Annotated in this window: 14 protein-coding genes; 10 read left to right on the top strand and 4 right to left on the bottom strand. The window is 70.6% G+C overall.

Features of this window, described 5'->3' with window-relative positions; genetic code table 11:
• The first annotated feature begins 98 nt into the window (after window positions 1–98).
• Window positions 99–614 (top strand): hypothetical protein, encoded by a 516-nt coding sequence (locus AB0F72_RS06495; protein WP_360426191.1) that lies wholly within the window; start codon window positions 99–101, stop codon window positions 612–614.
• Between the two features lie 6 nt (window positions 615–620).
• On the opposite strand, the gene AB0F72_RS06490 is transcribed toward AB0F72_RS06495, so the two are convergent.
• Window positions 621–1,472: a sigma-70 family RNA polymerase sigma factor gene (locus tag AB0F72_RS06490; protein WP_360426188.1), complete on the bottom strand. Its 852-nt coding sequence runs from the start codon at window positions 1,470–1,472 to the stop codon at window positions 621–623.
• A gap of 245 nt (window positions 1,473–1,717) precedes the next feature.
• Between AB0F72_RS06490 and AB0F72_RS06485 the strand changes: the two genes are divergently transcribed.
• A complete protein-coding gene (locus tag AB0F72_RS06485) occupies window positions 1,718–3,292 on the top strand; it encodes a DEAD/DEAH box helicase (RefSeq protein ID WP_360426185.1) in 1,575 nt (524 codons plus the stop codon).
• 334 nt (window positions 3,293–3,626) lie between these two features.
• Here AB0F72_RS06485 and AB0F72_RS06480 read toward each other — a convergent pair whose 3' ends face one another.
• A complete protein-coding gene (locus AB0F72_RS06480; RefSeq protein WP_360426182.1) occupies window positions 3,627–4,283 on the bottom strand; it encodes a hypothetical protein in 657 nt (218 codons plus the stop codon).
• 17 nt (window positions 4,284–4,300) lie between these two features.
• Between AB0F72_RS06480 and AB0F72_RS06475 the strand changes: the two genes are divergently transcribed.
• Window positions 4,301–4,465 carry a hypothetical protein gene (locus AB0F72_RS06475; protein WP_360426179.1) on the top strand — a complete coding sequence of 55 codons (165 nt, stop codon included), beginning with the start codon at window positions 4,301–4,303 and terminating at the stop codon, window positions 4,463–4,465.
• Between the two features lie 16 nt (window positions 4,466–4,481).
• Here AB0F72_RS06475 and AB0F72_RS06470 read toward each other — a convergent pair whose 3' ends face one another.
• On the bottom strand, window positions 4,482–5,534 hold the full coding sequence (locus AB0F72_RS06470) for a phosphatase domain-containing protein (protein ID WP_360426176.1): 1,053 nt from the start codon (window positions 5,532–5,534) through the stop codon (window positions 4,482–4,484).
• A gap of 89 nt (window positions 5,535–5,623) precedes the next feature.
• Window positions 5,624–6,325, bottom strand: a complete 702-nt coding sequence (locus AB0F72_RS06465) for a hypothetical protein (RefSeq protein ID WP_360426173.1) — start codon at window positions 6,323–6,325, stop codon at window positions 5,624–5,626.
• Between the two features lie 398 nt (window positions 6,326–6,723).
• On the opposite strand from AB0F72_RS06465, the gene AB0F72_RS06460 reads away from it, so the two are divergent.
• The 7 genes from AB0F72_RS06460 to AB0F72_RS06430 all read left to right on the top strand — a co-directional run bounded on the left by AB0F72_RS06460 (window position 6,724) and on the right by AB0F72_RS06430 (window position 14,629).
• Entirely contained in the window at window positions 6,724–7,608 is an 885-nt protein-coding gene (locus AB0F72_RS06460) for an NAD-dependent protein deacetylase (RefSeq protein ID WP_360426170.1), read from the top strand.
• Window positions 7,609–7,706: 98 nt separating this feature from the next.
• Window positions 7,707–8,711: a LacI family DNA-binding transcriptional regulator gene (locus AB0F72_RS06455; RefSeq protein ID WP_360426168.1), complete on the top strand. Its 1,005-nt coding sequence runs from the start codon at window positions 7,707–7,709 to the stop codon at window positions 8,709–8,711.
• A 142-nt stretch (window positions 8,712–8,853) separates the two neighbouring features.
• Window positions 8,854–10,542, top strand: coding sequence for an ABC transporter substrate-binding protein (locus AB0F72_RS06450; protein ID WP_360426165.1), 1,689 nt, complete (start codon window positions 8,854–8,856; stop codon window positions 10,540–10,542).
• Between the two features lie 66 nt (window positions 10,543–10,608).
• On the top strand, window positions 10,609–11,652 hold the full coding sequence (locus tag AB0F72_RS06445) for an ABC transporter ATP-binding protein (RefSeq protein ID WP_360426162.1): 1,044 nt from the start codon (window positions 10,609–10,611) through the stop codon (window positions 11,650–11,652).
• On the top strand, window positions 11,649–12,629 hold the full coding sequence (locus tag AB0F72_RS06440; protein ID WP_360426159.1) for an ABC transporter permease: 981 nt from the start codon (window positions 11,649–11,651) through the stop codon (window positions 12,627–12,629). Before AB0F72_RS06445 ends, AB0F72_RS06440 begins: the two co-directional genes overlap by 4 nt.
• 3 nt (window positions 12,630–12,632) lie before the next feature.
• A complete protein-coding gene (locus tag AB0F72_RS06435; protein ID WP_360426156.1) occupies window positions 12,633–13,637 on the top strand; it encodes an ABC transporter permease in 1,005 nt (334 codons plus the stop codon).
• On the top strand, window positions 13,634–14,629 hold the full coding sequence (locus tag AB0F72_RS06430) for an ABC transporter ATP-binding protein (RefSeq protein WP_360426153.1): 996 nt from the start codon (window positions 13,634–13,636) through the stop codon (window positions 14,627–14,629). The genes AB0F72_RS06435 and AB0F72_RS06430 overlap by 4 nt, the downstream gene beginning before the upstream one ends.
• Window positions 14,630–14,679: the final 50 nt, after the last annotated feature.

Genomic DNA, 14,679 nt, shown 5'->3' with positions numbered 1-14,679 from the left:
TCATCTTTGCCGGGTTACGGGCTGGGGTGCTTCTGTCAGCAATCCGTCTGGACACGCCGGGGCCGTTACGGGCCGGGGGCGGGCCTCATTAACCGGGCATGGACTACAACCACCCGTACCGCCGCCTCGGCGCCCTGGCCCTCGCCGCGGTCGCCACGCTCGTCGTCACGTCCGCCTGCTCCTCCGACGACGAGGAGGGCGCGGCCGGCAACGCCGCCGCGGCGGCCCCCGCAGCGGAGCAGAAGACGCTCGACGGCGCGAAGGCAGCGGCGCAGACGGTGTTCGACCGGTTCAGCGGCGGCGACTTCGCCGGGGCCTGGGAGCTCTACACGGCCGCCGGCAAGAAGGCGATCAGCAAGGCCGACTACGTCAAGCTCAACGAGGTCTGCTCGCGCAAGGGCCTCGCGATCACGCTGACCAGCGCCCGGATGGAGGGCGCCGACCGGGCCATCGTGATCGCGAAGCAGCTCGTCGCGGCGCAGTCCTACACGATGATCTACGAGAAGGGCTCGTGGAAGCTGGAGCCGGCCAAGGAGGGTCTCGCCCTCTACAAGCTGGGTGCGGCGAAGGCCATCGCCGTCCAGAAGAAGGCCGGCACCTGCGCGAACGCCTGACGCGGATCAGGCGGCCACCGGCAGCCCTTCCGGACTGGTCATCGCGAGCCGGCTGCGCAGCGTGCCCCGGCTCGCGATCCGGTCGTAGTACGCCGCCCGCCGCCGGGCCACACAGCCCTCCTTCGGCGGGTTCTGCGCCGCCAGGGACGGCTCCAGGTGCGTGTTCAGCCCGTCCCGGAGCAGCACCAGCGCCTCGGCGCGCAGCTGCGACACCCGGGACTCGCTGACACCGAGGTCGGCCGCGATGTCCGCCATCGGCCGCTCCTCGAAGAAGTAGCCCTGCACCACCGCGCGCAGCCGCTCGGGCAGCACGTCAACGGCGTTGCGCAGATAGCCGAGCCGCTCCCGGCGCAGCAGCATCTCCTCCGGGCCCGCGCCCGGCTCGGTGACCACGTCGTCGGCGGTCGCGGTCGCGAAGCCCTGCAGGCTGAAGACCGTCGCGCGGTGCACGTCGTCCTCGGCGGCCTCGATGTCCTCGACGGTGCAGCCGAGCCGTTCGGCCACCTCCTGGACGGTCGGGGTGCGGCCCAGCTCGGCCATCAGCTCCTCGCGCGCCGAGTCGGTACGCCGGGCCCGCTGCCGCACCGAGCGGCTGGCCCAGTCGAGGCCGCGCAGCTCGTCCAGGAGCGCGCCGCGGATCCGGGTCGCGGCGAAGCGGGGGAACGGCACACCCCGCTCGGCGTCGAAACCGCGTGCCGCGGCCACCAGCGCCGCGTATCCTGCGGAGAGCAGGTCGTCCCGGTTCACGTGAGCGGGGACCCGGGCCAGCATCTCCCGGACAAGGTGCCCGACGAGCGGCATGTTCGCCCGTACGATGTCTTCGCCACGCCTCTCCGTGGCAGATGTCTCACCGGTCATCAGGGTCTCCTCGATCGCCTGCCGGGCGGGGATCCCGGCGCTGAGGAGAAAGATCCGGCCTGCTGAGTGCTGCGCGGTTCGCCCTCGGGTGCGAACCGGTTGCGGTCCGTACCCGGTACAATGATCTGGAGCGGTCGGCACTCTTCGCCTAGGCCGCCCTCGGGTCGACCACCACGCGCCGCGGCAGGGAAACATGGTCAGCGCCGGGTGACACGACCCTCGACGACGTTGGAGTTCGTAACTTAATGACCACCTTCTCCGAGCTCGGCGTGCCCGCCGCTCTCGCCACGGCACTCACCGGTCTCGGCATCACCGCCCCGTTTCCGATCCAGGCGGCCACGCTGCCCGACACCCTCGCGGGCCGGGACGTGCTGGGCCGCGGACGCACCGGGTCCGGCAAGACGTACGCGTTCGTCATCCCGTTGGTGGCCCGCCTGGCCGCCGCGGCCCGCAAGCCCCGGGCCGGCCGGCCGCGCGCGCTGATCCTCGCGCCCACCCGCGAGCTCGCCACCCAGATCGAGGCCACGCTGCGCCCGCTCGCCGACGCGGCCGGGCTGCGTACCCTCGTGGTCTTCGGCGGCGTCGGGGCGAACCCGCAGATCCGGGCGCTGAAGGCCGGTGTCGACGTGCTCGTCGCCTGCCCCGGCCGGCTCGACGACCACATCCGCAACGGTCACGCCGCACTGGACGATGTGGAGATCACCGTCCTGGACGAGGCCGACCACATGGCCGACCTGGGCTTCCTGCCGGTGGTGCGGCGGCTGCTGTCGCAGACCCCGGCCGGCGGCCAGCGGCTGCTCTTCTCGGCCACTCTGGACAACGGCGTGGACGTGCTGGTGCAGCGCTTCATGCGGTCGCCGATCACGCACGCCGTGGACTCGGCCGCGCAGGCGCCGATCGAGATGGAGCACCACGTGCTGCACGTCCAGCACGACGACCGGTTCGGCGTGCTCGTCGAGCTGCTCGCCGCGCCGGGACGGTCGGTGGTGTTCACCCGGACCAAGCGCCGCGCCAAGGTGCTGACCCGTCAGCTGAACGCGGCCGGGGTGCCCGCCGTCGAACTGCACGGCAACCTCGCGCAGAACGCGCGCAACCGCAACCTGTCGGCGTTCTCCGACGGCACCGCGGAGACCCTCGTCGCGACCGACATCGCGGCCCGGGGCATCCACGTCGACGACGTCGCGCTCGTCATCCACGCCGACCCGCCGGTGGAGCACAAGGCGTACCTGCACCGGTCCGGCCGGACCGCCCGGGCCGGCGCCCGCGGCACGGTGATCACCCTGATGACCGACGACCAGCAGGCGGACGTCCGGGACCTGACCCGCAAGGCGGGCATCCGGCCGACGACGCACCGCACGCGTCCCGGTGACGTGCTGCTGGCGAAGCTGGCGCCGGGCGAGCGGACCTTCGTCTCCCCCGCCATGATCTCGGCCGCGCTGGCCGAGTCCGCCGCCGCTGCCGCCCCGGTCTCGGCCGCTCCGGCGGGTGCGAGGTCCGGTGGCCAGGCGGGCGCCGAGGCGGACACCGACGGCACCGGCCGTCCGCGTCGCCGTCGTGGTGGCCGAGGCCGCCGTCCGGCCGGCGCGGCTGCTCCGGCCCGGAGCACGACGACCGAGTCCCGCACCCCGAAGAAGTCGCCGGCGCCGGAAGGCGGCAAGGCCCACAACGCGGGCCAGGCGCGGACCGCGAGCTCGTCGCGCGGGTCCGGCCAGGCGCGTGGTTCGGCGCACCGATCGGGTACGCCGCAGCAGCGTCCCGCCTCCTCCGGCGGCGCCGCGGCCTTCTCCTCCCGGAGCACGGGCCGCCGCTCCGGCCGGTAGGCCTCTGGGACCGCGCCGCGACCGCTCGGCCGGCGACAGCTCCGCAGGCCCGCGAAATCCGGGCCTGCGGGGGTGATGCTCGCCTGCACGGATCGCCGCGTCGGCGTCCGGGCGGATCATCGAACCCACCCCGCGTCACGATGGGTGACCGTTCACGGGGAGCACTACGGGGTGTGCGGCATTCCGCGGGGCCTCCCACGTCCGCGGCTTTCCGGAAAAGCGCCGGCTTCACCCCGGATGCCCGCACACCACGTGACCATCCGGGGTAGTCGGGCGGCTGCGAGGGGCGGCCGGATCCGCGAGAGAGATGGCGACCGTCGGCGAACCCAGGGGATCAGGCCTCCGGCACGCTGACCGAGATCTCGTCCTCGAGGGTGAAACCCGCGCACAGCTCCAGCTCGTCGCCGCTCCAGAAACGTCCCGGGTCGTACCAGTTGGCCTTGCGCCCGCGCGGCAGCAGTCCCATGTCCTCATAGGTCACCGCGACCACCTCGGCGCAGTACGCCTTCTCCAGCGTCGCCTCACTGACCGGCCCGTCCTTGTCCTGCCACGGCAGCCGGATCTGCGGCACCCGGCCGCGCGCCCAGCGCCAGGCCAGCTGCGACGTGGACGGGAACGGGGTGCCGTCCAGGCGGGCCACCGTCTTCAGCGCCTTGTCCTCCATCGCCCGGGTCACGCCGGGGTCGAGCTGACGCAGGTAACCGCGCTGCCCGTACCGGCGGGCCCAGACCGTCACCGCGTCGCGCAGGTCGTGCAGCTGCACGCCGCGCCGGAACGTGCCGGACCACATGTCGGGCAGGGACTTGCCCAGCTCGGCGTGCCACATGAGCGGCGGCATGTCCTCGATCACCAGGGACATGCCGACGTGGTTCACCGGGCTGTTGGTGAGCGTCTGGATGGCACGATCCGGGCCGGAGCGGCCGCGGAAGATCCAGATGTCACCCGTACGCGTCAGGTCGATGGCCTCGTCGAGGCTGAGTTCGGCAACCACGTGTCTATCCTCAGCTGATGCGTTGGTGGAAGGTAGCAGGACTGGCAGGGCTGGCCGGAGTCGCGGCGACGGGCGCGGTGATCGCCCGGGCCGAGCGGCGGCGGCGAGCGTACACACCGGACGAGATCCGGCAGAAGTTGCACGAGCGGGTCAGTGAGGCGACCGAGCCGGCCACTGAGTGAACCTGTCCGGGCACGCTCACACCACGTCGGTGTCGCGCAGCACGGACCAGAGGCCGGCGCCGTCCGGGGCGGAGAACCAGGTCTTGCCGCCGGACGGCACCACCTCGGCCGTCTCGGACGGGCCCGGGATCGCGCCGGCCAGCACCGCCTGGGTGGGCGAGAGCCGGCGTATCGCGACGGCTGACACGTTCTCCGGGTGCGACCGGGCGAACTCGGAGTAAATCTCCTGGTCGTGCTGGCCGTCGTCGCCGATGAGCAGCCAGCGGATGTGCGGGAACTCGTCGGCGAGCCGGCGCAGCGACTTGCGCTTGTGCTCCTGGCCGCTGCGGAACCAGCGGTCCGGCGTGGGACCCCAGTCGGTCAGCAGGATCGGGCCGGCCGGGTACAGGTGGCGGCTCAGGAAGCGGGTCAGCGCCGGCGCGACGTTCCACGCGCCGGTGGAGAGGTAGATCACCGGCGCGCCGGGGTGCGCGTTGACCATGCGCTCGTAGAGCACCGCCATGCCGGGCACCGCGGTCCGCGCGTGCTCGTCCAGCACGAACGTGTTCCACGCGGCGAGCAGCGGGCGCGGCAGCGCGGTGACCATGACCGTGTCGTCGATGTCGGAGACGACGCCGAACCGCACCGCCGGGTCGATCACCCGGATCGGCGCGTCGACCGGCGCCGCACCCTCGGTGTGCATCCGGGCCGTGCCCCAGCCCGGCTCCAGATCACCCTTGACCTTGCAGTCCACGTAGCCGCTGCGGTCGGACCGGGTCTCGGTGATCGTGCCGCCGAGCTCGATGCGGACCACGGCGCCGTTCACCGGGGTGGTGGTGAAGCTGCGCCAGCCGCGCACCTTCTCCCGGCGCTTGCTGACCGTGCCGGGGCGGGCCAGCAGCACCCGGCCCATCACCCGGGCCCAGCCGGGTGCGCCGTAACCGGTGTAGGCCGTGATGTACGGCTTCCAGCCCCGGCCCATGAGGCGGCGCTCGATGATGTCGTGAATCGCGTCCTCGACCAGGGCGGCCCGGTGCATGGCCGCACGGTTTACCGATGTGCTGTCACCTGCGGGAGTTACCGTCACCATCGCCTCCTTACCCCCAAGACCGCCGACGGTCACGTTACCCAAGCCACCTGTACGGCCGATCGGAACGGTAGGGCTGTCCGGAATGGACGTCAGGCGGCGGCCGGCAGTTCGGCTCCCGTCCACTGCTCCGACCACCACTGCTGGTCCGCGGCCTGCGAGGCGGGGCCGCGCAGCCGGGCCGCGGCCGCCTCGGCGCGCAGGTCGCGCAGGGTCTCGGCGGCGGCCTCGGCGCCGCGCCACGCCGCCTGCTCCGCGGCGACCACCTTCCGGTACGCCTCCAGCCGGTGCTCGCGGACCGCGGCGTGCAGCGCGGCCTCCTGCTGGACCGGGTGCAGGCGCGGGTTCCAGCCGCGGTGCGCGTAGACGTCGTTGAGCTGGCCGATCGACAGGTCCTGGGTGCGGCACAGCTCGGTGGCGGCCCGGTGCAGGTAGCGCTGGCGGTCGACGTTCTCGCCCGGCTTGCGGCGGCGGCTCATCAACGGGAACGCGGTGGCCGCCCCGATCCGCCGGGCATCCTCCTCGGCCTGCTCGTACGCCGTCCAGGCGGCATCCACCGCCTGCTGGGCCTCGAGCCACTCGGCCCGGCGCCGCTCCGCTGCCACGGACGCCTCGGCGACGGCGCTCTCCACCTCCGCCGCGTACGGGTTCTCGTCGGGCTCGGGTGCGGGCGGGGTGGTGGCACGCGGCAGCCGCGCGCTCACCACTGCCACGGCGAGCAGGAGCAGGATGGTCAGCCAGATGGCGGCGGCCTGCGGCACGGCGCTCAGAAAGCTCTGCAGTGCGGAATCCATGGAACAACCCCCAGGAGAGAAGACACGGCCGGCAGCGACGGGTGCGGACGGCCGGTCGGCTGTCCGCGGGTCAGGCGGTCGGAGGTGCGCGCGGGCCGGTGGCCTGCGGGACCTCTCCGGCTTTCAGTGCGGGGAACTCTGCGACAGCAAAAACCGCCGTGGGGGTGGGTGCGGCCGGGATGGCGGGCGCGGCGAGGAAGTGGGGGGTAGCCGCGAGCGCCAGCATCACGAGACCGGTCAAGACACGCCGCAGGAGCCGCCCGCCACGGGGACGGTGCGCCTGCCTCGCCATCTCGATCACGGGATCCAACCTATCGGAGCGCAGGTCAACGCGCACGGCCTGATGAGGTCACGCCCACCCGAAGGGATGGCACACGCGGTCACCCGGGCGAGGGACCATGGGTGTCATGGACTTGTCTGTGGTGGAGCAGGTGACGCGGCTGGACGCGTGGATCGCCGAGGGCGGCGTCGCGGTGCTCACCGGTGCCGGCCTCTCGACCGACTCCGGGATCCCGGACTACCGGGGCCCGTCCGGCTCGGCCCGGCGCGGCACGCCGATGACGTACCAGACGTTCACCTCGGACCCGCTGGCCCGCCGGCGGTACTGGGCGCGCAGCCACCTGGGCTGGCGCACGATCGGCGGGGCGCGGCCCAACGAGGGGCATGCGGCGGTGGCCCGCTGGCAGGAGTCCGGGCTGCTGACCGGGCTGATCACACAGAACGTGGACGGCTTGCACCAGGCGGCCGGCGCACGCGACGTGGTCGAGCTGCACGGCAACCTGGCCCGGATCGTCTGCCTGGACTGCGGGGAGCTGACCTCCCGGGTCGAGCTGGAGCACCGGCTGACCGCGGCGAACCCGGGCTTCGCCGCGGTCGCCACGACGATCAACCCGGACGGCGACGTGGAGCTGGACGACGCCGAGCTCTCCGATTTCACGGTGGTGCCCTGCCGGTCCTGCGGCGGGGTGCTGAAACCCGACGTCGTGTACTTCGGCGAGACCGTGCCCGCCGACCGGGTGGCGCTGTCGTTCGAGCTCGTCGAAACGGCTCGTACGCTGCTGGTTCTCGGTTCTTCGCTGACCGTGATGTCGGGCCGGCGGTTCGTGCTGCGGGCGGTCCGGGAGGGCATCCGGGTGGCGATCGTGAACCGCGGCGTGACCCGCGGCGAGCCGTACGCCGACATGGTCATCGATGCCCCGCTCGGCGTCGTGCTTCCGAATCTTGCGACGGATACCGATAACCACCGATTTGTAAACACGGTTACCGTCTCGAAACCGAAATAGATCTCCCGGCACATTGACGTGACGGCCCTCACTGAGGTTGACTGCCGAAACCGGTACCGAAACCGGTTCCGAAACCCTTCAGCAACATCGGAGGAGCAGTGCCGATCACGATCGCCGACGTGGCGGCCCGGGCCAAGGTCAGCAAGACCACGGTCTCGCGGGTGCTGAACGGCAAGGGCGAGCTCGACGAGACGACCGCCGCACGGGTGCGCGCGGTCATCGAGGAACTGGGCTACGTGCCCAGCGCGCGGGCGGTCAACCTGGCCCGCGGGCGCACCCGGGTGGTCGGCATGCTGGTGCCCTCGCTCACCTGGCCCTGGATGGGAGAGGTGCTGCAGGGCGCGGTCGACGTTCTCGAAGCGGAGAACTACGGCCTGCTGCTCTTCACCTGCAACCGCGGTGACGACTCGATGCGGCAGTTCGCCGGCCAGGTCGCCGCGAAATCCTTCGACGGCCTGCTGGTGATCGAGCCGGAGGGCACCCTCGACTACATCGCCAACCTGCACGCCCGGGGCCTGCCGATGGTTCTCATCGACGACCGGGACCAGATCTCCGGCGGCACGATACCGACCGTCGGCACCACCAACCACACCGGCGCCGCGGACGCCGCGCACCACCTGCTGGGGATCGGGCGCCACAAGCCGCTCGTGATCACCGGGCCGTCCCGCTTCGGCTGCACCCAGCAGCGGACCGACGGCTTCGTCTCGGTCTACGCCGACGCCGGGATCCCGCTCTCCGAGGACCGGATCATGCTCGGGGACTTCAAGGTCGGCTGCGGTGTGGACAACATCCGGAAGGCGATCGAGACCGGCATCGAGTTCGACGCGGTGTTCTGCCACAACGACCTCTCCGCGTTCGGCGCCATGCAGGCGATCCAGGAGAGCGGCCGGAGCGTCCCGGACGACGTCGCGGTGGTCGGTTTCGACGACATCCCGATGGCGGCACACGCCAAGCCGGCACTCACCACCGTTCACCAGCCCCTGCGGGAGATGGGCGAGGCGGCGGCACGCACGCTGCTCGCCCACTTCGAGGGAGCCCCGCTCCCGAACCGGCCGACGATAATCCCGGCCACCTTCACCGTCCGCGACTCGACAGCCGCGTAACACACACCCTCATCCACCGGCCGCTATGACGGCCGGGACACAGCGACACCCAGCGACCGGCTGATGCCGGCCGCGCGGTACCGCACGCCCTCCGGGCACCCTCACCCCTCTCACCCCGCATGAAATCCCGAGGAGTTTTGCGATGCAGAGAAGGAAACTGTTCGCGGTCGCCCTGGCCGGCGCGCTCGCCACAGGCGGGCTGTCCGCGTGCGGTGACTCGCCGAACGCCAACAACAAGAACGCCGCCAAGGGCGAGCAGATCGACTACCTGTCGATCGGCATGCCCAACGGCACGGTGACCGAGAGCAACAACCCCTTCGTCCAGACCTCGGCCGCCGCCTCGCTCGGCTACCGCTGGATGCTCTACGAGCCGCTCGGCCAGTGGAACAACACCAAGCCGTCCGAGCCGCTCACCCCGTGGCTGGCCAGCGCGATCACCTGGTCGCCCGACTACAAGACCGTCGACCTGGTGATCCGGGACGGCGCGACCTGGTCGGACGGCAAGCCGCTGACCGCCGAGGACGTGGTGTTCACCCACACCATGATCAAGGACAACGACGCGCTCAACATCTTCGCCATCCCGTACGACCAGATCACCGCGGACGGCAACAAGGTCAAGATGACCTTCAAGACGTCGCAGTTCACCACGCACCACAAGGTCATCGGGCAGACCCCGATCGTGCCGAAGCACGTCTGGGAGAAGCTGTCCGACCCGGCCACCGACCCGATCAAGGAGCCGGTCGGCAGTGGCCCGTACGCCTTGAAGTCGTTCTCCCAGCAGGCGACGATCCTCGCCGCCCGAGAGAGCGGTTACTGGGGCACTCAGCCGAAGGTCAAGGAGCTCCGCTACACCTCCTTCGCCGACAACAACGCGCAGGCCACAGCCCTTGCCACGGGTACGTCGGAGTGGAGCTTCGTCTTCATCCCGAACTACCAGCAGACCTTCGTCGCCAAGGACCCGGAGCACTACAAGGTCTGGGCCCCGGGCGTGCTCGGCATCCACGGCCTCTACATCAACACCACCAAGAAGCCGTTCGACGACCCCGCGCTGCGCCGGGCGATGAACATGGTCATCAACCGCAACGACGTCTTCGTGCAGGCCGAGGCCGGCTACTTCCACCCGGAGATCAAGAGCGTCACCGGTCTGCCCGAGGGCGCGGGCGACGCCTACATCGCCGACGAGTTCAAGGGCAAGACGTTCTCGGTCGACGTCGAGGGCGCCAAGAAGCTGCTCGCCGACTCGGGGTACAAGCTGGAGGGCACGACCCTCAAGGACAAGGCCGGCAAGCCGGTCACCATCAAGCTCAGCGACCCGGCGCCGTGGTCCGATTACCAGACCACGCTCGAGATCATCAAGAGCAACCTCGCCGAGATCGGCATCGCCGCCACCGTGGAGAAGCCGAACCAGAACGTCTGGGAGGCGAACGTCCAGAAGGGCGACTTCGAGGCCGCCGTCCGGTGGACCAACGGCGGCTCGACGCCGTTCGACATCTACCAGACCGTCATGGACGGCGACCTGATGAAGCCGATCGGCACCGCCGCGCAGCAGGGCAACTTCGGCCGCTTCGACAGCCCGGAGGCGACCGCCGCGCTGAAGGCGTACTCGAACGCGACCGACGAGGCGGCCCGCAAGACCGCGCTCGCCACGATCCAGCGGATCTTCGTGGAGCAGGCCCCGATGCTGCCGATCGGCGCGGACAACGTCGGCGCCGCGTACAGCACCAAGAACTGGGTCGGCTGGCCCACGGACGCCGACTCCTACGCGCCCGCCCAGCCCACTCAGGCGGCCGCCCTCCAGGTCGTCCTGAAGCTGCAGCCCGCCAACTCCTGATCGCCTCGCGGGCGTCCCGCCACACCGGGACGCCCGCGTCACCTCCAGTACAAAAGGAACCCCGGCATGACGTCGATTCCCGACACGAAGGCGCCGGCCGGCGAGGTGGTGCTTGAGGCGATCGGCCTGACCAAGCACTTCCCCGTCCGCCGGCGACTCCGTGATCTGTTCTCCGGGCGGCACGATGCGGTGCACGCCGTCGACGATGTGAACCTCACGCTCCGGCGCGGCCAGGTGGTGGCCCTCGTCGGCGAATCCGGCTCCGGCAAATCCACAGTGGCCCGCCTGCTCGCCCAGCTCTACCCGCGGACCGGCGGCGACATCCGGCTGCACGGGACGTCGACCCGGGTCACGTCCGGATCGGCGTTCCGCCGGTACTGCGCCCGGGTCCAGATGATCTTCCAGGACCCGTTCGCGTCGCTGAACCCGGTGCACACCATCCGGTACCACCTGAGCCGGTCGCTGCAGATCCACGGCAACGCCGGCGACGACCTGGAGACCGCGCTGCACCAGCTCCTGGAACGGGTCTCGCTCACACCGCCCGAGCGATACCTGGACAAGTTCCCGCACGAGCTCTCCGGCGGCCAGCGGCAGCGCGTCGCGATCGCCCGCGCGCTCGGCGCCCAGCCGGAGGCCCTGCTCGCCGACGAGCCGGTGTCCATGCTGGACGTCTCCATCCGGCTCGGCGTGCTCAACCTGCTGCGCGACCTGAAGGAACGCCTGAACCTGGCGATCCTCTACATCACCCACGACATCGCGTCGGCGCGGTACTTCGCGGACCAGACCATGGTCATGTACGCCGGGCGGATGGTCGAGGGCGGGGACTCGGAAACGGTCACCCAGGCGCCGGCTCACCCGTACACCCGGCTCTTGATCGAATCGGCGCCGGACCCGGATCGTCTCACCGGTCTCTCCGAAGCCGCAGGCGAGGAGCGTGGCAACGGCGAGCCGCCGAGCCTGATCCATCCGCCTGCCGGATGCCGTTTCCACCCGCGCTGCCCGGTCGCGATGCCGCGGTGCTCGGTCGAGCTGCCGGTGCCGCTGGAGATCGGTGACGTGCCCGGCCACTGGGCGGCCTGCTGGCTCTACGACAGTGAGGGCGCCCGGTGAAGTACTTCCTGCAGCGCCTCGCGTTCTACCTGTTCACCGCGTGGGCCGCGATCACGCTGAACTTCTTCATCCCCCGGATGATCCCGGGCGACCCGGTGCAGGCGCTCGTCACCAAGTACCAGGGTCAGCTGAGCAGCCAGGCGATCGAGTCGCTCTACGTCCTGTTCGGACTGGACAAGGACGCCAGCATCTGGTCGGAGTACGTGACCTACTGGAAGCAGCTGCTCACCGGGGACCTGGGCCTGTCGTTCACGTTCTTCCCGACGCCGGTCTCCGAGATCATCTCCACCAGCCTGCCCTGGACGCTGCTGCTGGTCGGCATCACCACGGTGATCAGCTTCTTCCTCGGCACCGGCCTCGGCATCCTGGCCGGCTGGCGGCGCGGCTCCTGGACCGACGGCCTGCTGCCGGTCACCACCTTCCTCTCCTCGGTGCCGTACTTCTGGCTCGGCATCATCGCGATCTACCTGCTCACCGGGCCGGACAGCTTCTTCCCGTCGTCCGGCGGCTTCGACGCGGGCCTGGTGCCGGCCTGGGACCAGTACTTCATCCCGAGCGCGATCCAGCACAGCCTGCTGCCCGCGCTGACCATCCTGATCTCGTCGGTCAGCGGCTGGATCCTCAGCATGCGCAACATGATGGTGACCGTCGCCTCCGAGGACTACATCACCGTGGCGCACGCCAAGGGACTCTCCGACCGCCGGGTCGCGATGAGCTACGCGGCCCGCAACGCGCTGCTGCCGAACGTCTCCGGCTTCGCGCTCTCGCTCGGCTTCATCGTCGGCGGCACCCTGCTCGTGGAGATCGTCTTCTCCTACCCGGGCATCGGGTTCCAGCTCTTCCAGGCGCTCGGCGCCTCGGACTACCCGCTCATGCAGGGCATCTTCCTGATCATCACGATCTCCGTGCTGGTGGCGAACCTGCTGGCGGACATCGCGTACCTGCTTCTCGACCCGCGCACTCGCAAGGAGGGCTGAGCGATGTCCATCCCGACCTCCAGCATCGAGCAGGTCATTCCCGGTCAGGGAGCGATGGCCCAGCCGGCCGCGGTGAAGAAGGCGAAGCGCCGGCGTTTCCGGTTCGTCGCCAACAAGAAGGCCGCGACCGGCCTGGTCGTGCTCGGCATCTACCTGCTGTTCGCGATCATCGGGCCGTGGGTGGCGCCCTACGATCCGAACGCCCGCAGCAACGCCCTGGTCCAGCCGCCGTCCGCGGATCACTGGATGGGCACCACCCACCTCGGCCAGGACGTCTTCAGCCAGCTGCTGACCGGCACCCGCAGCGTCATCTTCGTCGGGTTCTTCGCCGGCATCGTGGCGACGGTGCTCTCGGTGCTGATCGGGGTGACCGCCGGGTACGTCGGCGGCAAGACCGACGAGGTGCTCTCCGCGCTCTCCAACGTCTTCCTGGTGATCCCCGCGCTGCCCCTGATCATCATCATCACGTCCACCCTGGAGAGCGCCGAGGACTGGCTGATCGCGCTGGTCATCGGCCTCACCTCGTGGTCCTGGAACGCGCGGGTGCTGCGGGCGCAGACGCTGTCGCTGCGCCGGCGCGACTTCGTCGAGGCGGCCCGCGCGGCCGGCGAGCGGACCTGGCGGGTCATCGGTTACGAGCTGCTGCCGAACCTGACCGCGGTGATCGCCTCCGGCTTCGTCGGCACTGTCATCTTCGCGGTGCTCTCCGAGATCACCCTGGCCTTCATCGGCGTCACCTCGGCCACCACCTGGAACTGGGGAACCATCCTGTTCTGGGCGCAGGGCCAGCAGGCGCTCGCCCAGAACGCGTGGTGGTGGTTCGTGCCGGCCGGTCTCGCGATCGCCGTCCTCGGCACCGCGCTCTCGCTGATCAACTTCGGGATCGACGAGTTCGTCAGCCCGCGCCTGCGCAGCATGGGCGAAACCAAGATCAAGACGGTGTCCGGCCGGACCGCGCGCATGCGGATCGGGTTCACGCCGGTGCTTTCGAAGGAATCCAACCGATGAGCCAGCCCGTCCTCGAGATCCGTAACCTCACCGTCGAGTACGGCCTGGGCGACCAGGCGGTCCGTGCGGTCCGCGACGTCAACCTCACGCTGCACCGCGGCGAGGTGCTCGGCCTGGCCGGCGAGAGCGGATCCGGAAAATCCACCCTCGCGTACGGGATGACCCGGCTGCTCCCGCCCCCCGGTGTGATCACCGGCGGCGAGGTCGTCTACCACCCCGCCGACGGTGACCCGTACGACGTGCTCGGACTCTCCGACAGTGACCTGCGCGGCTTCCGGTGGAACGAGACGGCGATCGTGTTCCAGGGCGCGATGAACTCGCTCAACCCGGTGCACAAGATCTCCACCCAGCTCACCGACGTGCTCCGGGCGCACGACCCGAGGATGAGCGAGCACAGCCGCAACGCCCGGGCCCGCGAGATGCTCAAGCTGGTCGGCATCTCGCCGGACCGGATGGACGCGTACCCGCATCAGCTCTCCGGCGGCATGCGGCAGCGCGTCATGATCGGCATGGCGCTGATCCTGCAGCCACAAGTGGTGATCATGGACGAGCCGACCACGGCGCTCGACGTGGTCATGCAGCGGCAGATCCTCGGGCAGCTGATCGAGCTGCGCGAACGGCTCGGCTTCTCGGTCATCTTCATCACCCACGACCTGTCGCTGCTCGTCGAGTTCTCGAACCGGATCGCCATCATGTACGGCGGACGGATCGTCGAGGAGGCGCCGGCCGGGGCGATCTACCGGGACGCGCTGCACCCGTACTCCGCGGGGTTGCTCGGATCGTTCCCCGCCCTGCGCGGGCCGCGCCGGGAGCTGACCGGCATCCCCGGCTCGCCGCCGGACCTCAAAGGCATGCCGAGCGGCTGCTCCTTCCATCCGCGGTGCGCGAGGGCGTTCGACACGTGCTCGTCGGCCATCCCGGTGCTCGGCTCCCCCGCCACCCCGGACGGCCCGACCCGGTCCGTCGCCTGTTGGCTGCACCCGGTTTCCTGAGCAGCGGGCCGGTCCCCTGCCGTCGGGACCGGCCCGCACCACTTCTCTTC

It is taken from the genome of Actinoplanes sp. NPDC023936, assembly GCF_040639325.1.
Taxonomy (GTDB): domain Bacteria; phylum Actinomycetota; class Actinomycetes; order Mycobacteriales; family Micromonosporaceae; genus Actinoplanes.
This window is presented reverse-complemented; position numbering and strand designations above follow the sequence as displayed.

Excerpts from the sequence above, each read along its gene's own strand:
- AB0F72_RS06430 (WP_360426153.1), top strand. The coding sequence starts at position 13,634 with ATGAGCCAGCCCGTCCTCGAGATCCGTAACCTCACCGTCGAGTACGGC.
- AB0F72_RS06475 (WP_360426179.1), top strand. The coding sequence starts at position 4,301 with ATGCGTTGGTGGAAGGTAGCAGGACTGGCAGGGCTGGCCGGAGTCGCG.
- AB0F72_RS06435 (WP_360426156.1), top strand. The coding sequence starts at position 12,633 with ATGTCCATCCCGACCTCCAGCATCGAGCAGGTCATTCCCGGTCAGGGA.
- AB0F72_RS06465 (WP_360426173.1), bottom strand. The coding sequence starts at position 6,325 with ATGGATTCCGCACTGCAGAGCTTTCTGAGCGCCGTGCCGCAGGCCGCC.
- AB0F72_RS06450 (WP_360426165.1), top strand. The coding sequence starts at position 8,854 with ATGCAGAGAAGGAAACTGTTCGCGGTCGCCCTGGCCGGCGCGCTCGCC.
- AB0F72_RS06485 (WP_360426185.1), top strand. The coding sequence starts at position 1,718 with ATGACCACCTTCTCCGAGCTCGGCGTGCCCGCCGCTCTCGCCACGGCA.
- AB0F72_RS06490 (WP_360426188.1), bottom strand. The coding sequence starts at position 1,472 with ATGACCGGTGAGACATCTGCCACGGAGAGGCGTGGCGAAGACATCGTA.
- AB0F72_RS06495 (WP_360426191.1), top strand. The coding sequence starts at position 99 with ATGGACTACAACCACCCGTACCGCCGCCTCGGCGCCCTGGCCCTCGCC.
- AB0F72_RS06445 (WP_360426162.1), top strand. The coding sequence starts at position 10,609 with ATGACGTCGATTCCCGACACGAAGGCGCCGGCCGGCGAGGTGGTGCTT.
- AB0F72_RS06470 (WP_360426176.1), bottom strand. The coding sequence starts at position 5,534 with ATGGTGACGGTAACTCCCGCAGGTGACAGCACATCGGTAAACCGTGCG.
- AB0F72_RS06460 (WP_360426170.1), top strand. The coding sequence starts at position 6,724 with ATGGGTGTCATGGACTTGTCTGTGGTGGAGCAGGTGACGCGGCTGGAC.